This is a genomic window from Pseudomonas sp. 3296, assembly GCF_031456615.1.
GTDB classification, from domain to species: Bacteria; Pseudomonadota; Gammaproteobacteria; order Pseudomonadales; family Pseudomonadaceae; genus Aquipseudomonas; species Aquipseudomonas mucoides.
This window is the reverse complement of sequence record NZ_JAVDUY010000001.1, coordinates 847108-866312: the sequence shown is the minus strand read 5'-3', so window position 1 is coordinate 866312 and position 19205 is coordinate 847108. Positions and strand designations below refer to the sequence as shown.

Below are 19205 nucleotides of genomic sequence, written 5' to 3'. Positions count from 1 at the left end.
GGCATGGCAATCAAGGTTCTACTGGTCGAGGATGACCGCGCGCTACGCGAGGCGCTGGCCGATACGCTGATGCTGGCGGGGCACGATTTCAAGGCAGTCGGTTCGGCCGAGGACGCGCTGGCGGCAGTCGCCGTCGAGGCGTTCAATCTGGTGATCAGCGACGTCAATATGCCGGGCATGGACGGGCATCAGTTGCTTGGCTTGCTGCGATCGCGTCAGCCGCAACTGCCGGTATTGCTGATGACCGCTCATGGCGCCGTCGAGCGCGCAGTCGATGCGATGCGCCAGGGCGCTGCGGACTATCTGGTCAAGCCGTTCGAACCGAAGGCCTTGCTGGATTTGGTCGCGCGTCACGCATTGGGCAATCTCGGTACGGCCGAGGGCGAAGGTCCGGTGGCGTTCGAGCCGGCCAGCGCGCAATTGCTGGAGTTAGCCGCCCGAGTGGCGCGCAGTGATTCCACGGTATTGATCTCTGGCGAGTCCGGCACTGGTAAGGAAGTGCTGGCCCGCTACATTCACCAGCATTCCCACCGCGCCAGTCAGCCGTTTATTGCGATCAACTGCGCCGCGATCCCCGACAACATGCTCGAAGCCACGTTGTTCGGTCACGAAAAAGGCTCTTTTACCGGCGCTATCGCAGCGCAGGCGGGCAAGTTCGAGCAAGCCGACGGCGGCACGATTCTGCTAGACGAAATTTCCGAAATGCCCCTTGGGCTGCAGGCCAAGCTGCTGCGGGTTTTGCAGGAGCGTGAAGTCGAGCGCGTTGGCGCACGCAAAACCATCACCCTGGACATTCGGGTCGTTGCCACGACCAACCGTGATCTGGCCGGTGAAGTAGCGGCGGGGCGTTTTCGTGAAGACCTTTACTATCGACTGTCGGTGTTTCCGCTGGCCTGGCGTCCGCTGCGCGAGCGCACCGCCGACATCCTGCCGCTGGCCGAGCGACTGCTGACCAAGCACGTCAATAAAATGAAGCACGCGGCGGCGAAACTGTCGCCTGAGGCGCAGTCGTGCCTGATCGGCTATCCGTGGCCGGGCAATGTGCGTGAGCTGGACAATGCGATCCAGCGAGCCTTGATTCTGCAGCAGGGTGGACTGATCCAGCCGCAGGACTTCTGTCTGTCGGGGCCGGTAGCCTGTGCGCCGTTGCCGGCGTTGGCAGCCGCACCGTTGCGAGCGGTCGAGGTGGATGCTGAGTCGGCTGGTGCACTGGGCGATGACCTGCGGCGTCGGGAATTCCAGATGATTATCGATACCCTGCGTTCCGAGCGCGGTCGACGCAAAGAGGCCGCCGAGCGCCTGGGCATCAGCCCGCGTACCTTGCGCTACAAGCTGGCGCAGATGCGCGACGCCGGCATGGACGTGGAAGCGTACCTGTTCGCTACCTGACCCCTGTAGCAGCCGGACGCAGGCTTCGCCAGCTGCTAAATAGTGCGTTATGGCTTGAATAGGGGAGCGCTTTTGTTTGCAGTGGCCACGGAGCTGGCACCCTTGTTGCTAACACCTCAGTACCCGCCGAGTGAGTGTCAAAAAATTGCGGGTCGCCAACGAGAGTAGATCATGAGCCAAGGTATTGAATTTAATCGGTTGATGCTGGATATGCGCTCCATGCAAATGGATGCCATGTCTGCGCCGAAATCGACTGCCGCAGTCCCTGAATTGGGTGGCAGCAGCTTTTCCGACATGCTCGGTCAAGCCGTCAATAAAGTGAACGACACTCAGCAGGCATCCAATCAGCTGGCCAGTGCCTTCGAAATCGGCAAAAGCGGCGTCGACCTGACGGACGTGATGATTTCCTCGCAGAAGGCCAGCGTGTCTTTCCAGGCGTTGACGCAAGTGCGCAACAAACTGGTTCAGGCTTACCAAGACATCATGCAGATGCCGGTTTAAGGACGAATTGAGTCATGGCAGAAGCAGTCGCCGATAACGTTCCGGCCAAGGCCACCCCAATAGACGGCAAACCGCCGCTGTTCGGGTTGTCCTTCCTGGAAAACCTCTCCGAGATGACCATGTTGCGTCAGGTAGGCCTGTTGGTCGGCCTGGCTGCGAGCGTGGCGATTGGTTTTGCCGTGGTGCTGTGGTCGCAGCAGCCGGACTACCGGCCTCTGTACGGCAGCCTTGCCGGTATGGACGCCAAGCAGGTCATGGACACCCTGGCCTCCGCCGATATTCCCTACACCGTTGAACCGAACTCCGGTGCCTTGCTGGTCAAGGCCGATGATTTGTCCCGTGCGCGGCTGAAACTCGCGGCGGCTGGTGTCACTCCCAGCGACGGCAACATCGGTTTTGAAATCCTCGACAAGGACCAGGGTCTGGGGACCAGCCAGTTCATGGAAGCGACCCGTTATCGTCGCGGCCTCGAAGGCGAACTGGCGCGGACCATTTCCAGCCTGAACAACGTCAAGGGTGCGCGCGTGCACCTGGCGATTCCGAAAAGCTCGGTGTTCGTGCGTGACGAACGCAAGCCAAGCGCTTCGGTACTGGTCGAGCTGTATTCCGGTCGTTCGCTGGAACCGGGTCAGGTGATCGCGATCATCAACCTGGTCGCGACCAGTGTTCCTGAACTGAGCAAATCGCAGATCACCGTCGTCGACCAGAAGGGCAACCTGCTGTCGGATCAGGCGGAGAACTCCGAACTGACCATGGCCGGCAAGCAATTCGACTACAGCCGCCGTATGGAAACCATGCTGACCCAGCGCGTGCACAACATCCTGCAACCGGTGCTGGGCAACGATCGCTATAAAGCCGAAGTCTCGGCTGACGTGGACTTCAGCGCTGTCGAGTCAACTTCTGAGCAGTTCAACCCGGATCAACCGGCGTTGCGCAGCGAGCAGTCGGTCAACGAACAACGCACTGCCAGCAATGGCCCGCAAGGTGTGCCGGGTGCCCTGAGCAACCAGCCGCCATCGCCAGCTTCCGCGCCGCAGACCACCGGTGGCAGCACCGCAGCAGCCGGCATGGTTCAGCCAGGCCAGCCGTTGATCGATGCCAACGGTCAGCAAATCATGGACCCGGCCACCGGTCAGCCAATGCTGGCGCCGTACCCGGCGGACAAGCGTCAACAATCCACCAAGAACTTCGAACTCGACCGTTCCATCAGCCACACCAAGCAACAGCAGGGACGATTGAATCGCCTGTCGGTGTCGGTGGTGGTCGACGATCAGGTCAAGGTCAACGCGGCTAACGGCGAAACCACCCGTGCGCCGTGGAGCGCCGACGAATTGGCGCGCTTCACTCGCCTGGTGCAGGACGCGGTCGGTTTCGACGCCAGCCGTGGCGACAGCGTCAGCGTGATCAACATGCCGTTCTCCGCAGAACGCGGTGAAGTGATTGCCGACATTCCGTTCTACTCGCAGCCGTGGTTCTGGGACATCGTCAAGCAAGTGCTGGGCGTGTTGTTCATCCTGGTGCTGGTGTTCGGTGTGCTGCGTCCGGTGCTCAACAACATCACCGGTGGCGGCAAAGGCAAGCAACTGGCCGGCATCGGCAGCGACGTCGAGTTGGGTGGCATGGGCGGCCTGGACGGCGAACTGGCCAACGACCGCGTCAGCCTCGGCGGCCCGCAAAGCATCCTGCTGCCGAGCCCGAGCGAAGGCTATGACGCACAGTTGAATGCAATCAAGAGTCTGGTGGCAGAAGACCCGGGTCGCGTGGCCCAGGTCGTGAAAGAGTGGATTAACGCAGATGAGTGATAACCGAGCCGTTGCCGCCAAACTGACCAAGGTCGACAAAGCCGCGATCCTGCTGCTGTCCCTCGGTTCGACCGATGCTGCCCAGGTGTTGCGCCACATGGGGCCTAAAGAGGTCCAGCGCGTGGGGGTAGCGATGGCCCAGATGGGCAACGTCCATCGCGAGCAGGTCGAACAGGTCATGAGCGAGTTCGTCGACATCGTCGGCGACCAGACCAGCCTGGGCGTCGGCTCCGACGACTACGTACGCAAAATGCTGACCCAGGCATTGGGTGAAGACAAGGCCAACGGCCTGATCGACCGCATTCTGCTGGGGGGCAACACCAGTGGCCTCGACAGCCTGAAGTGGATGGAACCGCGCGCCGTCGCCGACGTGATCCGTTACGAGCACCCACAGATCCAGGCCATCGTGGTCGCGTACCTTGACCCGGATCAGGCCGGCGAAGTGCTCGGCAACTTCGACCACAAGGTACGCCTGGACATCATTTTGCGAGTCTCCTCGCTGAATACTGTGCAGCCAGCGGCCCTGAAAGAACTCAACCAGATTCTCGAGAAGCAGTTCTCCGGCAACTCGAATGCCTCGCGCACCACCCTGGGTGGCATCAAGCGCGCGGCCGACATCATGAACTTCCTCGACAGCTCGATCGAAGGTCAGCTGATGGACTCGATCCGCGAAGTCGACGAAGACCTGTCCGGTCAGATCGAAGACCTCATGTTCGTGTTCAACAACCTGTCCGATGTCGACGACCGCGGGATTCAGGCGTTGCTGCGCGAAGTGTCTTCCGACGTGCTGGTGCTGGCCCTCAAGGGTTCGGACGAAGGCGTCAAGGAAAAGATCTTCAAGAACATGTCCAAGCGGGCGGCCGAACTGTTGCGCGACGACCTCGAGGCCAAAGGCCCGGTGCGCGTCAGCGACGTGGAAACCGCGCAGAAAGAAATCCTCACCATTGCCCGCCGTATGGCCGAAGCCGGAGAAATCGTTCTCGGCGGGAAGGGCGGCGAAGAGATGATCTAAGGTCACTATGTCGTCCAAACATGATGAGTCCCAGACCGACCTGATTCGCGGCAAGCACGTTGCCGGTTTCGACGTCTGGGCGCTGCCCAGTTTCGACCCTTTCGTCCCGGAGCCCGAGCCGGAACCTGAGCCCGAGCCGCCGGAGATGGAAGAAGTGCCGCTGGACGAAGTCCAGCCACTGACCCTCGAAGAACTCGAAGCGATTCGTCAGGAAGCCTACAACGAAGGCTTCGCGGTGGGCGAGAAAGAAGGATTCCACAGCACCACGCTCAAGGTTCGTCAGGAAGCCGAAGCGGCGCTGGCGCCGAAGATTGCCGGTCTTGAGCAACTGATGGTCAACCTGTTCGAGCCTATCGCCGAGCAGGACACCTTCATTGAGAAGTCCCTGGTCGACCTCGTGCAGCACATCACCAAACAAGTGATTCAGCGCGAACTGGCCATCGACTCGACGCAGATCGAACACGTCATGCGTGAAGCGCTCAAGCTGCTGCCGTTGGGCGTGGGCAATGTGCGCCTGTACATCAATCCGCAGGACTTCGAACAAGTCAAAGCCCTGCGCGAGCGCCACGAAGAAACCTGGCGCATCGTCGAAGACGAGTCGCTGTTACCTGGCGGTTGCCGGGTTGAAACCGAACACAGCCGTATCGACGCCACCGTCGAAACCCGTGTCGCCCAGGTCATGGCCAAACTGTTCGATCAGTTGCACGATCAGGCGTTGCATCCGGCTGCGCCGGATCTGCATCTGGAATTGCCGGTCGACGAAAAGCCTGCTGTCGCGCCGGTCGACGCGGAACTGGATGTCCCGGATGCGCCTTGACCGCACCAGCTTCGCCAAACGCCTGGGCGGTTACGCCGAGGCCACTGAACTGGCTGGCGCGCCGATCCTTGAAGGGCGCTTGCTGCGCATGGTCGGCCTGACCCTCGAAGCCGAAGGCTTGCGCGCCGCCATGGGCAGTCGCTGCATGGTCATCAACGACGACAGCTACCATCCGGTGCAGGTCGAAGCCGAGGTGATGGGCTTCTCCGGCAGCAAAGTCTTCCTGATGCCCGTCGGCAGTGTCGCGGGTATTGCACCCGGTGCCCGTGTGGTTCCGCTCGCCGATACCGGCCGCTTGCCAATGGGCATGAGCATGCTCGGTCGAGTGCTCGATGGCGCCGGTCGTGCGCTGGACGGCAAGGGCGGGATGAAAGCCGAAGACTGGGTGCCGATGGACGGCCCCACCATCAACCCGCTCAAGCGTGAACCGATCAGTGAGCCGTTGGACGTCGGCATTCGTACGATCAACGGGTTGTTGACGGTTGGTCGCGGTCAGCGGCTCGGGCTGTTCGCCGGTACCGGCGTCGGTAAATCGGTGCTGCTGGGCATGATGACGCGCTTCACCGAAGCCGACATTATCGTCGTCGGGCTGATCGGTGAGCGTGGTCGAGAAGTTAAAGAATTCATCGAGCACATTCTCGGTGAAGAAGGGCTCAAGCGTTCCGTGGTCGTGGCGTCGCCGGCGGACGATGCGCCGCTGATGCGTCTGCGCGCGGCGATGTACTGCACACGTATCGCCGAATATTTTCGCGACAAGGGCAAGAACGTCCTGTTGCTCATGGATTCCCTGACCCGTTTTGCCCAGGCCCAGCGGGAAATCGCTCTGGCCATCGGCGAACCGCCCGCCACCAAGGGCTACCCGCCGTCGGTATTCGCCAAGTTGCCCAGACTGGTGGAGCGCGCCGGTAACGCCGAGAAGGGCGGCGGTTCGATCACGGCGTTCTACACTGTGTTGTCCGAAGGCGATGACCAGCAGGACCCGATTGCCGATGCCGCGCGAGGCGTACTCGACGGCCACATCGTGTTGTCCCGGCGCCTGGCGGAAGAAGGTCATTACCCGGCCATCGATATCGAAGCGTCCATCAGCCGGGTCATGCCGTCGGTGGTCAGCCCTGAGCACATGGCCCGAGCGCAGATGTTCAAGCAGTACTGGTCACGCTATCAGCAGAGCCGCGATTTGATCAGCGTCGGCGCTTACGTGCCGGGCGGTGATCGTGAAACCGACACCGCGATCTCCCTCCAGCCAGCCATGGTCACTTACCTGCGTCAGGGTTTGAACGACAACATCGGCATGGGCGCCAGCGTCAATCATCTCGCTTCCATCTTCGCCCCTGCAGCAGGCGGCTAACCGGCCATGGCACTGAGCCGAGCCGCGCGCCTGGCACCCGTGGTGGAGATGGCCGAAAAGGCCGAGAAAGCCGCAGTCATGCGCCTCGGGCATTTTCAGGGCCAGGTGCGAGTGGCGGAAAGCAAGCTCGCCGACCTTGAAGCCTTCCGCCTCGAATACCAGGAGCAATGGATTGTGCGCGGCAGCAGTGGCGTTTCCGGCCAGTGGTTGCTGGGGTATCAGGGCTTCCTGGCGCAACTCGGCACGGCCATCGATCAGCAGCGACAGAGCCTGAACTGGCACCAAAACAACCTGAACAAGGCGCGCGATACCTGGCAGCAGGCGTTTGCCCGTGTCGAAGGCCTGCGAAAACTTGTACAGCGCTACATGGACGAGGCACGGCAGCTGGAAGACAAGCGCGAGCAGAAATTGCTCGATGAGTTGTCGCAGCGCTTGCCCAGACAGGATCCGTATTGAACAATCGTCCGGCCTTGCTCCCCTTCCAACCAAGTGCTAAACCTTGTACAGCACGTTAGCCAATGACAAGGAAGCCGTTAAATGTCAGTCAATGCAGAAGTATCCCAGGATGGGAAAAAACTCACGATTTCGGTCAAGGGGCGATTCGATTTCGCCAAGCATCAGGAATTTCGTGAGTCCTACGAGAACAAGGCGCTCTCGGCGGTCGTGGTCGACTTGAAAGAAGCGACCTACCTCGACAGCTCGGCGCTGGGCATGTTGCTCCTGTTGCGGGATCACGCCGGGGGTGACAACTCCGATATTCGCGTGGTCAACAGCAGTTCGGATGTGAGGAAAATCCTCGCGATCTCCAATTTCGACAAGCTGTTCGACATCACTTGACTGCCATGCAGTCACTCGACCCCCTGACGATCCTCATCGCCGAAGACAGTGCGGCCGATCGCATGCTGCTGTCGAGCATCGTTCGCCGCCAGGGTCATAACGTGCTGACGGCCGCCAATGGTGCCGAGGCGGTGGAATCGTTTCGTCAGCAGTCACCGCACCTGGTGTTGATGGACGCGATGATGCCGGTGATGGACGGTTTCGAGGCGGCGCGGCAAATCAAGCTGCTCGCCGGGGAAAACCTGGTGCCGATCATCTTCCTGACCTCGCTCACCGAAAGCGAAGCCCTGGCCCGATGCCTGGAGGCTGGCGGCGACGACTTTCTGGCAAAGCCTTATAACCCAGTGATCCTCGCCGCCAAGATCAAGGCGATGGATCGTTTGCGCCGCTTGCAAGCCACGGTGTTGCAGCAACGCGACCTGATCGCCAGGCATCATGACTATCTGCTCAATGAGCAGCGGGTGGCCAAGGCGGTTTTCGACAAGGTCGCGCATTCGGGCTGCCTGAGTGCGCCGAACATCCGCTACCTGCAATCGCCTTATGCGCTGTTCAACGGTGATCTGCTGTTGGCTGCCTTTACCCCGGCGGGCGACATGCACGTGCTGCTGGGGGATTTTACCGGGCATGGTTTGCCCGCGGCGGTGGGCGCCATGCCCTTGGCCGAAGTCTTCTATGGCATGACCGCCAAGGGCTACGGTTTGTCCGAAACCCTGCGTGAGATGAATGCCAAGCTCAAACGCATCCTGCCGGTGGACATGTTCTGCTGCGCAACGTTGCTGTGCCTGAGCTTCCAGCGACGCTCGGTGGAGGTCTGGAATGGCGGAATGCCGGATGGGTATCTGCATTCCATCGCCACGGGTGAACGCAAGCCGCTGACGCCCCGTCACTTGCCACTGGGCGTGCTGAGCCCGCAAACCTTCAATGACCGCACCGAAGTGTTCCCGATGGCTGTCGGAGATCGAGTGTTCCTGTTGTCCGACGGGGTCATCGATACGTGCGATGGCAATGAGCAGTTGTTTGGCGTGGACCGGTTGCAGCAGGTGTTTGCAGCCAATCGTCAACCTGACGCATTGTTTGGGGAGATCAAGCAGGCGCTGCGCGATTTTGGCGGTAAGGCCCGCGATGATGTGAGCATGGTCGAGGTCAGCCTGCTGGAGGCGACGCAACTGACGCCGCCGGCGCTGGTGTACTCCGACAGTGGCCAGTCCTGCCCACTGGACTGGTCGGTGAATTTCGAGTTTCGCGCCGAGACCCTCAAGCGCTTCAATCCGCTGCCGTACCTTTTGCAGTTACTGCTTGAGGTCCACGGGTTGCGGGCTCAAAGCGGCGCGCTCTACAGTGTGCTCGCCGAGCTGTATTCCAATGCGCTTGAGCACGGCGTGCTGGGACTGGACTCAAGCCTCAAGCGCGATGCGTCGGGTTTTGCACGCTATTACCAACTGCGCAATGAGCGGTTGGAGGGATTGCGGGACGGTTTTGTGCGGGTGCATTTGCAGGTGACGCCAGAAGGCAAGGGCGGTTGCCTGGTCGTTCGAGTTGAAGACAGCGGCAAGGGATTTGACGCAGCGCGTGTGCTTGAACGCTCCCTTGACGGCGTCCGTCTGTCGGGGCGTGGTATCAGTCTCGTCCGTCAGTTGAGTCGTAACGCGAGTTGGTCTGACGATGGTCGAAGTGCGCGCGTGGAGTTTTCCTGGGAGGCTCTGGCATAATTCACCCATTCTTGATCAAGGAGTGAGCAAGTGGCTGACAAACATCTGGACCCAAAGGTGCTGAGCGCGTTGCAGGAAGTGATGGAGGATGGGTATCCGGAGCTGTTGGATACTTTCATTGCTGACTCCGAGGAGCGTTTGCGCGTCTTGCGAAAGCCTGAAGATGCCACGCAACTCATGAATGCTGCCCACAGTTTTAAAGGCAGCAGCAGCAACATGGGCGCCGTTCGCCTGGCTCATCTGTGCCATGAGCTGGAACAGCGCGCCAAGCAAAAAAGTCTCGCGGGCATTGAAAAACTGGTGCGGGAAATCGACGGCGAATTCGCCATCGTCCGACCGCTTTACGAGGCGGAAAAACAGCGTTCTCTCTCCGAGTAACCTGACCACCCGGCGCTTTTGGCGCCGGATGGTCAAACCTGGCTCGACCCTTGCAGTCATCTCGCTCAACTGTACCTACGATCCCAGTGCAGCGGAGACCGTTTTATGCCCGTTACCCCTAATTCACTTCTTCAGGCCAGCCCAACGGCCAAGACGCTTGCCGCGTCCGCCAATACCCCGGCGGTGGCTGCCGAGCCAGGGGACAAGGCGTCCAGCTTTGCTGAGGTCTACGCCAATCAGGCTCAGGACAAGCCTGTCGCGGCCGTTGATAAACCGGCCAAGCCGGCGACGGACAATGCGCCGCAAGGCACTGCAAAAACAGACGTCAGCAGTGACAAGGCTGCCGCCCCGGAACCTGCGGTTGCCGATAGCGGCAATTCCTTGCCCGCCGAAAAACCGGCGCCGGCCGAGGAGGCGGTTGCCGATGATGTCGCGCCGGATACCTCCGAGACCCCGGTGGCCGACACCGCACCCATCGACCCAAGCCTCGATCCGTCCCTTGATCCGGCCTTGATGGCGGTCGTGCAGCCGGTGATCGCGGCACCCGTCGAGCCCCCTGCGCCGGTGGCCGTTACCGCACAACCGGCTGTCGCATCACCCGTTGCGGCGACCACGGCTGCCGCCCCTGCGCAAACGGTTCTCGCGCCGGTCGCTGCAACCGTCGACAGTGATTTCGATCCTGACGCCGATCCACTCGATGCCCTGCCAGCAGTGCGTCTGGCCATGGAGCAAAGTGGTCACGTTTCCGCGTCCAGCCAGTCCCAGCCCAAATCGTCCCCGGCCCAGGCTGACGGCGAACTGACTTCGGCGCAGAACTTCGCCGCCGGGATGGCGAGCATGCTCGACGTGCAAGCCGACAAGGACAGCACCAGTCAGGGTGGCGAGAAGGCGTTCAGCGGTCTGATCGATGACGGCCTGAAAGACTTGAAATCCGCCAGCAGCGATACCCGTGTCGATGACTTCGCCAACCGTCTGGCGGCATTGACTCAAGCGGCCACGCCGAAAACAGCCAACGCCTTGCCGGTTAATCAGTCGATTGCCATGCACCAGAGTGGCTGGACCGAAGAAGTGGTCAATCGGGTCATGTACCTCTCCAGCGCCAATCTCAAGGCGGCCGACATTCAGTTGCAACCGGCCGAACTGGGGCGTCTGGACATTCGGGTGAACATGGTCCCGGATCAACAGACTCAGGTCACTTTCATGAGCGCCCATCCTAGCGTTCGTGAAGCGCTGGACAGCCAGATGCATCGCCTGCGTGACATGTTCACCCAGCAGGGCATGGGGCAAGTCGACGTCAACGTGTCCGACCAGTCCCGAGGCTGGCAGGGACAGGGCCAGGAGCAGGCGCAACAGGGGCAGGGTGGTCGCACCCATGCCAGTGGTGGTCGCCTCGACTCAATGGATGAAGAGCTTGCGCCGACGGTGGCTGAAGTGGCGCAAACCGCTACCAGCGTGATTGGCTCCAGCGCGGTCGACTACTACGCCTGATAAAAACGCAAACCCCTTGTAGGAGTGAGCCTGCTCGCGATAGCGGTGTAACAGTCAACGAGGAGGTTGAATGTTACTGCCTCATCGCGAGCAGGTTCGCTCCCACATTTGTTTTTGTGTTGTCCCTGAAATCCCCGCCCTGCGCCCTCCCGACACTTCTGGCATAACACTTGCTCTTGCCTTGCCGTGCGACTGTGAAAACCCGAATAGTGACGGATTATTGGCATGGCGAAGAGCGAAACAGTAGTAAAAGACCCCGCAACCAAAGGCAAGATCAAGCTGATTGTTTTGATCGTGGTGGCCTTGCTGCTGGCGATCGGCATGTCCGTGGGGGCGACCTGGTTCTTCATGCACAGCGCCCAGAGCAAGCCTGCCGTGGTGGAAACCGCCATGGTCGGCAAGCAGCCCGCGATTTTCGAGCCCATGGCCCCGGCCTTCGTGGCCAACTACAACCAGAATGGTCGTCAGCGCTACATGCAGGTGAGCATCACCATGCAGGGTCGCAATCAGGCCGATCTCGACGCGCTCAAAGTGCACATGCCGGTGATCCGCAACAACCTGGTCATGCTGTTCTCCGGCCAGGATTTTACCGCCCTGGCCACGCCGGTTGGCCAGGAAATGTTGCGTCAGAAGGCCACGGCCAGCGTGCAGGAAGTGGCGCAGAAAGAACTCGGCAAAGTGGTTATCGAACAGTTGCTTTTCACTAATTTCGTACTGCAGTAGGAACACGACATGGCCGTGCAGGACCTGCTGTCCCAGGATGAGATCGATGCGCTGTTGCATGGCGTCGACGATGGTCTGGTACAGACCGATAACGTTGCTGAGCCCGGCAGCGTCAAAAGCTACGACCTGACCAGCCAGGATCGCATCGTCCGCGGACGCATGCCGACCCTGGAAATGATCAACGAGCGTTTCGCCCGCTACACCCGCATCAGCATGTTCAACATGCTGCGCCGCTCGGCGGACGTTGCCGTCGGTGGCGTGCAGGTGATGAAGTTCGGCGAATACGTGCACTCGCTGTACGTACCGACCAGCCTCAACCTGGTCAAGATCAAGCCGTTGCGCGGCACTGCGCTGTTCATCCTCGACGCCAAACTTGTGTTCAAGCTGGTGGACAACTTCTTCGGCGGCGATGGCCGTCACGCCAAGATCGAAGGGCGTGAATTCACCCCGACCGAACTGCGCGTGGTGCGCATGGTGCTGGAGCAGGCCTTCGTCGATTTGAAGGAAGCCTGGCAGGCGATCATGGAAGTGAACTTCGAGTACATCAACTCGGAAGTGAACCCGGCCATGGCCAACATCGTCGGCCCCAGCGAAGCGGTGGTGGTGTCGACCTTCCACATCGAACTCGATGGCGGTGGCGGTGACCTGCACGTGACCATGCCGTATTCGATGATCGAGCCGGTGCGCGAAATGCTCGACGCCGGTTTCCAGTCGGACCTCGACGATCAGGACGAGCGCTGGGTCAACGCCCTGCGTCAGGACGTGCTGGATGTCGACGTGCCGATCGGCGCCACGGTTGCTCGTCGCCAGTTGCGCTTGCGCGACATCCTGCACATGCAGCCGGGGGACATCATCCCGGTCGAGATGCCGGAAGAAATGATCATGCGCGCCAATGGCGTGCCTGCGTTCAAGGTCAAGATGGGCTCGCACAAAGGCAACCTTGCGTTGCAGGTGATCGAGCCGATCGAGCGCCGCTGACCGGCGCTCAAACCTCCTTGTTTTAACAGACTGCTACTAACCGAATTTTTGCCCGCCGAGGACAAATGATGAACGACGATATGAACGCGCAGGACGACCAGGCGCTGGCTGATGAATGGGCTGCGGCCCTGGAAGAAACCGGTGACGCCGGTCAGGACGATATCGACGCCTTGCTGGCCGCCGATACCGCTGGCTCGTCGTCCAACCGTCTGCCGATGGAAGAGTTCGGCAGCGTGGCGAAGAACAACGATCCGGTGAGCCTGGAAGGTCCGAATCTGGACGTGATCCTTGATATCCCGGTATCGATTTCCATGGAAGTGGGCAGCACCGACATCAACATCCGTAACCTGCTGCAACTCAACCAGGGGTCGGTGATCGAGCTCGATCGTCTGGCCGGTGAGCCGCTGGACGTACTGGTCAACGGCACGCTGATCGCTCACGGCGAAGTGGTCGTGGTCAACGAGAAGTTCGGCATTCGCCTGACGGACGTGATCAGTCCAAGCGAACGCATCAAGAAGCTGCGCTAATTGAAAAAAGTTCTGGGGTGTGTACTGGCGATGCCCTTCAGTGCGCTGGCTGCCGAGACGGTAGCGACCGCTACGACGGCGGCCGCGCCGGCGGTCAGCAGTGGCGTGGCCGGGCAATTGACGCAGTTGGTGTTCGGCTTGCTGCTGGTGCTGGGGTTGATCTTCTTCCTCGCCTGGCTGTTGCGCCGGGTCCAGCAGGCCGGGCCGGCCGGCAAAGGGCAGGTGATCGAGCTGATCGGTTCCCGCGCTCTCGGTCCCCGTGACCGTTTGATGCTGGTGCAGGTCGGCAACGAGCAGATCCTGCTTGGTCTCAGTCCCGGCACCATCACCGCGTTGCATGTGCTCAAGGAGCCGGTGCAAGTGCCAGGCGTGACTGAAAAAGCGACCCCGGAGTTTGCCCAGCGTCTATTGGAGATGCTCGGCAAGGATCAAAAGGATAAGAAGTAATGGGTGCGTTACGCATCGTCTTGACGCTGGCCCTGATGCTGGCTGCGCCGCTGGCGTTCGCCGCCGATCCGTTGTCGATCCCGGCGATCACCCTGGGCACCAACGCCAATGGCGCTCAGGAATACTCGGTCAGCCTGCAAATCCTGCTGATCATGACCGCGCTGAGTTTCATCCCGGCGTTCGTCATGTTGATGACCAGCTTCACGCGGATCATCATCGTCTTCTCGATCCTGCGTCAGGCCCTGGGCCTGCAACAGACACCGTCGAACCAGATCCTCACGGGCATGGCGCTGTTTCTGACGCTGTTCATCATGGCGCCAGTGTTTGACCGGGTGAATCAGGACGCCTTGCAACCGTATCTGGCGGAAAAACTCACCGCTCAGGATGCCGTCGCCAAGGCCCAGGTGCCGATCAAGGACTTCATGCTGGCGCAGACGCGCAGCAGCGATCTTGAATTGTTCATGCGCCTGTCCAAGCGCACCGACATCGCGTCGCCGGACCAGGCACCGCTGACCATTCTGGTGCCGGCGTTTGTCACGTCGGAGCTGAAAACCGCGTTCCAGATCGGCTTCATGATCTTCATTCCGTTTCTGATCATCGACCTGGTCGTCGCCAGTGTGCTGATGGCGATGGGTATGATGATGCTCTCGCCGCTGATCATTTCCCTGCCGTTCAAGATCATGCTGTTCGTGCTGGTGGATGGCTGGGCGTTGATCATCGGTACGTTGGCGAGCAGCTTCGGCGGTGTCTCGCCATGACGCCGGAAGTCGCGGTAGACATCTTTCGCGAAGCGCTGTGGCTGACCACGATGATGGTTGCCGTGCTGGTGATCCCGAGTCTGCTGGTCGGCCTGTTGGTGGCCATGTTCCAGGCTGCCACGCAGATCAACGAACAGACTCTGAGCTTCCTCCCGCGCTTGCTGGTCATGCTGGTCACGCTGATCGTTGCCGGCCCATGGCTGGTGCAGACGTTCATGGAATACATCCTGCAGTTGTACGGCAGCATTCCTCAGGTCATTGGCTAAACCATGCCGTCGCTGTTGCAGCTGACCGACACCCAGATCAGTACCTGGGTGGCGACGTTCATGTTGCCGCTGTTTCGCATCGGCGCCTTGCTGATGGTCATGCCGGTGTTCGGCACGACGCTGGTGCCCAAGCGCGTTCGTTTGTACTTCGCGCTGGCGATCACCGTGGTGATTGCGCCGGGCCTGCCACCGATGCCGCCGGTCAATGCGCTGGACTTGAGCGGGCTGCTGCTGATCGCCGAGCAGATCCTGATCGGCGCGATTCTGGGGTTTTCCCTGCAGCTGTTCTTTCAGGCCTTCGTGGTCGCCGGGCAGATCGTTTCCATTCAGATGGGCATGGGCTTCGCGTCGATGGTTGACCCCACCAACGGCGTTTCGGTGGCGGTGATCGGGCAGTTCTTCACCATGCTGGTGACGTTGCTGTTCTTGTCTATGAACGGGCATCTGGTGGTGTTCGAAGTCCTGACGGAAAGCTTCACCACCATGCCGGTTGGCAGCGGGTTGCTGGTCAATCATTTCTGGGAACTGGCCGGCAAGCTCGGCTGGGTCCTCGGTGCGGCGTTGTTGTTGGTGTTGCCGGCGATCACGGCGCTGCTGGTGGTCAACATCGCGTTCGGCGTGATGACTCGGGCCGCGCCGCAGCTGAATATCTTCTCTATCGGTTTTCCGCTGACCCTGGTGCTCGGGCTGTTCATCGTCTGGGTCGGGCTGGCGGACATCATCAATCAGTATCAACCGCTGGCCACCGAAGCCTTGCAGTTTTTACGCGAACTGGCACGGGCGCGCTGAGTCATGGCTGAGAGCGAAAGCGGTCAGGACAAAACAGAAGACCCCACGGAGAAGCGCAAAAAAGACTCTCGGGACAAGGGTGAGATTGCGCGCTCCAAGGAGCTCAACACCCTGGCGATCATGCTCGCTGGCGCCGGCGGCCTGCTGGTTTTCGGCGGTGCCCTCGCGCAGGAAATGATGGAGCTGATGCGGATGAACTTCACGCTCTCGCGGGAAGTGATTCTGGATCAGCGCAACATGGGCACCTTCCTCCTGCATTCGGGGCAGATTGCGCTGGTGGCGATTCAGCCATTGATGATCACCTTGCTGCTGGCCGCGTTGATCGGTCCGATTTCCCTGGGTGGCTGGTTGTTCGCTGCGGGTTCCATGGCGCCGAAGTTCAGTCGCATGAATCCCGGCGCAGGGCTCAAGCGGATGTTTTCGGCCAAGGCAATCGTCGAGCTGCTCAAGGCGCTGGCGAAATTTCTGATCGTGCTGTTCGTGGCGCTGGCGGTGTTGTCTTCCGACATCGACGACCTGATGCGCATCGCGCACGAGCCGTTGGAGATGGCGGTCATTCACAGCCTGCAAGTGGTGGGCTGGAGCACCTTGTGGATGGCCTGCGGGCTGATCATCATCGCCGCCGTCGACGTGCCGGTGCAGTTGTGGGAAAGCCACAAGAAACTGCTGATGACCAAGCAGGAAGTGCGCGACGAGCACAAGGATCAGGAAGGGCGGCCGGAGGTCAAGCAGCGCATCCGCCAGTTGCAGCGCGAGATGTCGCAGCGGCGGATGATGGCGGCGATTCCGGAGGCGGATGTGGTCATCACCAACCCGACGCACTACGCCGTGGCGCTCAAGTACGACCCGGACAAAGGCAACGCGCCGGTGCTGCTGGCCAAGGGCAGTGACTTCCTGGCCTTGAAAATCCGCGAAATCGCCGTGGCCAACAATGTGCTGCTGCTCGAATCGCCCGCCCTGGCGCGTTCAATCTATTACTCCACCGAGCTGGAGCAGGAAATCCCCGGTGGCCTGTACCTGGCGGTCGCCCAGGTATTGGCTTACGTCTACCAGATCCGCCAGCACCGCGCCGGCAAAGGCAAGCCGCCTGAACCGCTCAAGGACGACCTGCCAATCCCGCCGGATCTGCGCCGCGATTCCTGATTCGTACACAGGCTCACTCCTACAGGAGGGGGCAGCCAAATCCCGGTAAGCCCTTCTATTTCAATCCTCTGCAAAAGTTGGAAGGCTTCTTGCAATAGCCGCTTTGCGCCAGCTTCAGGCGTCAAAAGTTTGCTTTAAAGGAACGGGGAAAACCGTGGATCGCTCTCAGTTATTCAACAGTGCTCGCACAAACGTTGCCGACTTAAGTCGGGGCAATCTGGGCGTGCCGTTGTTGCTGCTGGTCATGCTGGCCATGATGATGCTGCCGGTGCCGCCGTTCCTGCTGGACGTGTTCTTCACGTTCAACATCGCACTGTCGATCGTCGTTTTGCTGGTCTGCGTCTACGCCTTGCGGCCGTTGGACTTCGCGGTGTTCCCGACCATTCTGCTGGTCGCGACGTTGCTGCGACTGGCGCTGAACGTGGCCTCCACGCGGGTGGTGATGCTCCACGGTCAGGACGGTCACGCCGCCGCCGGTAAGGTGATCCAGGCCTTCGGTGAGGTGGTGATCGGCGGTAACTACGTGGTCGGTATCGTGGTCTTCGCGATTTTGATGATCATCAACTTCGTCGTGGTGACCAAGGGTGCCGGGCGGATTTCCGAGGTGAGCGCGCGCTTCACCCTCGATGCGATGCCCGGCAAACAAATGGCAATTGACGCCGATTTGAACGCCGGCCTGATTGATCAGAACCAGGCCAAGCTGCGCCGGATGGAAGTCGCCCAGGAGGCCGAGTTCTACGGTTCCATGGACGGTGCCAGCAAATTCGTGCGCGGTGACGCCATTGCCGGCCTGTTGATTCTGTTCATCAACCTGATCGGCGGCATGGCGGTCGGTATCTTCCAGCACGGCATGACCTTTGGCGATGCTGGTCGGGTGTACGCGCTGTTGACCATCGGTGACGGTTTGGTGGCGCAATTGCCATCACTGCTGTTGTCCACGGCCGCCGCGATCATGGTGACTCGTGCTTCCGGTTCGGAAGACATGGGCAAGCAAATCAATCGCCAGATGTTCGCCTCGCCGAAAGCGTTGGCTGTCGCGGCGGGACTGATGGCAGTGATGGGCCTGGTGCCCGGCATGCCGCACTTTTCCTTCCTGAGCATGGCTGCTCTCGCTGCCGGTGGTGCTTACCTGTTCTGGAAGAAGCAGAACGTGGTCAAGGTCCAGGCCCTGCAAGAAGTGAAGCGTCAGCAGGAACTGCTGCCTTCGCCGGCTCGCGCCATGGAGACCAAGGAACTTGGCTGGGATGACGTCACCCCAATTGACATGATTGGCCTGGAAGTCGGCTATCGCCTGATCCCGCTGGTGGACCGCAATCAGGGTGGTCAACTGCTGGCGCGGATCAAGGGCGTGCGCAAAAAGCTGTCCCAGGACCTGGGCTTCCTGATGCCGACGGTGCATATCCGTGACAACCTCGACCTGGCGCCGAGTGCCTATCGCCTCACGCTGATGGGCGTGATCCTGGCGGAAGCGGAGATTTACCCGGATCGCGAACTGGCGATCAACCCGGGGCAGGTCTACGGCACGCTTAATGGCATAACCGCCAAAGATCCGGCTTTTGGCCTGGAAGCGGTCTGGATCGAAATCAGCCAGCGCGCCCAGGCACAATCGCTCGGTTACACGGTGGTCGATGCGAGTACCGTGGTTGCCACGCACTTGAACCAGATTCTCTACAAACACTCCAGCGAACTGATCGGTCACGAAGAAGTCCAGCAACTCATGCAATTGCTGGCCAAAAGCTCGCCTAAACTGGCTGAGGAATTGGTACCGGGGGTGGTTTCGCTGTCGCAACTACTCAAAGTGTTGCAAGCGCTGCTGGCCGAACAGGTGCCTGTGCGAGACATTCGCAGCATCGCCGAGGCGATCGCCAATAACGCCGCCAAGAGTCAAGATACTGCCGCTTTGGTGGCTGCTGTGCGGGTCGGCGTATCCCGCGCAATCGTCCAAAGCATTGTAGGCACTGACTCCGAGCTACCAGTTATCACTCTGGAGCCAAGGTTGGAACAGATATTGCTCAATAGTCTTCAGAAGGCAGGACAAGGCTCGGAAGAGGGCGTTCTGCTGGAGCCAAGCATGGCGGAGAAGCTGCAGCGCTCGTTGATCGATGCAGCGCAGCGTCAGGAAATGCAAGGTCAACCGGTGATTCTGCTGGTGGCCGGCCCGGTTCGCGCCATGTTGTCGCGATTTGGCCGACTGGCAGTGCCGGGTTTGCATGTGTTGGCTTATCAGGAAATCCCTGACAACAAGCAAGTGACCATCGTTGCGACAGTAGGGCCCAACGGCTGAGGTAGTGGT

Annotated in this window: 20 protein-coding genes; all 20 read left to right on the top strand. The window is 60.5% G+C overall.

Features of this window, described 5'->3' with window-relative positions:
- Positions 1-3 precede the first annotated feature (3 nt).
- The 20 genes from fleR (at position 4) to flhA (ending at position 19196) form a co-directional block, all read left to right on the top strand.
- Positions 4-1389, top strand: a complete 1386-nt coding sequence (gene fleR / locus J2X66_RS04155) for a sigma-54-dependent response regulator transcription factor FleR (protein ID WP_310261445.1) — start codon at positions 4-6, stop codon at positions 1387-1389.
- Between the two features lie 171 nt (positions 1390-1560).
- Positions 1561-1890, top strand: coding sequence for a flagellar hook-basal body complex protein FliE (fliE, locus tag J2X66_RS04150; protein ID WP_008072611.1), 330 nt, complete (start codon positions 1561-1563; stop codon positions 1888-1890).
- 14 nt (positions 1891-1904) lie between these two features.
- Positions 1905-3692, top strand: a complete 1788-nt coding sequence (gene fliF, locus J2X66_RS04145) for a flagellar basal-body MS-ring/collar protein FliF (protein ID WP_310261200.1) — start codon at positions 1905-1907, stop codon at positions 3690-3692.
- On the top strand, positions 3685-4704 hold the full coding sequence (fliG, locus tag J2X66_RS04140) for a flagellar motor switch protein FliG (RefSeq protein ID WP_007894195.1): 1020 nt from the start codon (positions 3685-3687) through the stop codon (positions 4702-4704). The genes fliF and fliG overlap by 8 nt, the downstream gene beginning before the upstream one ends.
- Positions 4705-4711: 7 nt before the next feature.
- Entirely contained in the window at positions 4712-5521 is an 810-nt protein-coding gene (fliH, locus tag J2X66_RS04135) for a flagellar assembly protein FliH (protein ID WP_310261195.1), read from the top strand.
- Positions 5511-6869 (top strand): flagellar protein export ATPase FliI, encoded by a 1359-nt coding sequence (gene fliI / locus J2X66_RS04130; protein ID WP_027922356.1) that lies wholly within the window; start codon positions 5511-5513, stop codon positions 6867-6869. The genes fliH and fliI overlap by 11 nt, the downstream gene beginning before the upstream one ends.
- Positions 6870-6875: 6 nt before the next feature.
- Positions 6876-7325, top strand: a complete 450-nt coding sequence (gene fliJ / locus J2X66_RS04125) for a flagellar export protein FliJ (protein WP_310261191.1) — start codon at positions 6876-6878, stop codon at positions 7323-7325.
- 81 nt (positions 7326-7406) lie between these two features.
- A complete protein-coding gene (locus tag J2X66_RS04120) occupies positions 7407-7706 on the top strand; it encodes an STAS domain-containing protein (protein ID WP_310261188.1) in 300 nt (99 codons plus the stop codon).
- Between the two features lie 5 nt (positions 7707-7711).
- Positions 7712-9415, top strand: coding sequence for a fused response regulator/phosphatase (locus J2X66_RS04115; protein WP_310261184.1), 1704 nt, complete (start codon positions 7712-7714; stop codon positions 9413-9415).
- Between the two features lie 30 nt (positions 9416-9445).
- Entirely contained in the window at positions 9446-9793 is a 348-nt protein-coding gene (locus J2X66_RS04110; protein ID WP_310261181.1) for an Hpt domain-containing protein, read from the top strand.
- Between the two features lie 105 nt (positions 9794-9898).
- The gene (locus J2X66_RS04105) at positions 9899-11281 is read left to right on the top strand and encodes a flagellar hook-length control protein FliK (RefSeq protein ID WP_310261178.1); all 1383 of its coding nucleotides are present in this window, start codon (positions 9899-9901) and stop codon (positions 11279-11281) included.
- A 225-nt stretch (positions 11282-11506) separates the two neighbouring features.
- Positions 11507-12004, top strand: a complete 498-nt coding sequence (gene fliL, locus J2X66_RS04100) for a flagellar basal body-associated protein FliL (RefSeq protein ID WP_310261175.1) — start codon at positions 11507-11509, stop codon at positions 12002-12004.
- Positions 12005-12013: 9 nt separating this feature from the next.
- A complete protein-coding gene (gene fliM, locus J2X66_RS04095) occupies positions 12014-12982 on the top strand; it encodes a flagellar motor switch protein FliM (RefSeq protein WP_027922363.1) in 969 nt (322 codons plus the stop codon).
- A 68-nt stretch (positions 12983-13050) separates the two neighbouring features.
- Entirely contained in the window at positions 13051-13509 is a 459-nt protein-coding gene (gene fliN / locus J2X66_RS04090; RefSeq protein WP_027922364.1) for a flagellar motor switch protein FliN, read from the top strand.
- Positions 13510-13956 (top strand): flagellar biosynthetic protein FliO, encoded by a 447-nt coding sequence (gene fliO / locus J2X66_RS04085; protein ID WP_059181378.1) that lies wholly within the window; start codon positions 13510-13512, stop codon positions 13954-13956.
- Positions 13956-14714: a flagellar type III secretion system pore protein FliP gene (fliP, locus tag J2X66_RS04080; RefSeq protein WP_027922366.1), complete on the top strand. Its 759-nt coding sequence runs from the start codon at positions 13956-13958 to the stop codon at positions 14712-14714. The genes fliO and fliP overlap by 1 nt, the downstream gene beginning before the upstream one ends.
- Positions 14711-14980 carry a flagellar biosynthesis protein FliQ gene (fliQ, locus tag J2X66_RS04075; protein ID WP_007948918.1) on the top strand — a complete coding sequence of 90 codons (270 nt, stop codon included), beginning with the start codon at positions 14711-14713 and terminating at the stop codon, positions 14978-14980. The genes fliP and fliQ overlap by 4 nt, the downstream gene beginning before the upstream one ends.
- 3 nt (positions 14981-14983) lie before the next feature.
- Entirely contained in the window at positions 14984-15769 is a 786-nt protein-coding gene (gene fliR / locus J2X66_RS04070; RefSeq protein ID WP_310261168.1) for a flagellar biosynthetic protein FliR, read from the top strand.
- A gap of 3 nt (positions 15770-15772) precedes the next feature.
- Positions 15773-16912 carry a flagellar biosynthesis protein FlhB gene (gene flhB, locus J2X66_RS04065; protein WP_310261165.1) on the top strand — a complete coding sequence of 380 codons (1140 nt, stop codon included), beginning with the start codon at positions 15773-15775 and terminating at the stop codon, positions 16910-16912.
- Positions 16913-17066: 154 nt separating this feature from the next.
- Complete coding sequence (flhA, locus tag J2X66_RS04060; protein WP_027922369.1) at positions 17067-19196, top strand: flagellar biosynthesis protein FlhA; 2130 nt, start codon at positions 17067-17069, stop codon at positions 19194-19196.
- Positions 19197-19205: the final 9 nt, after the last annotated feature.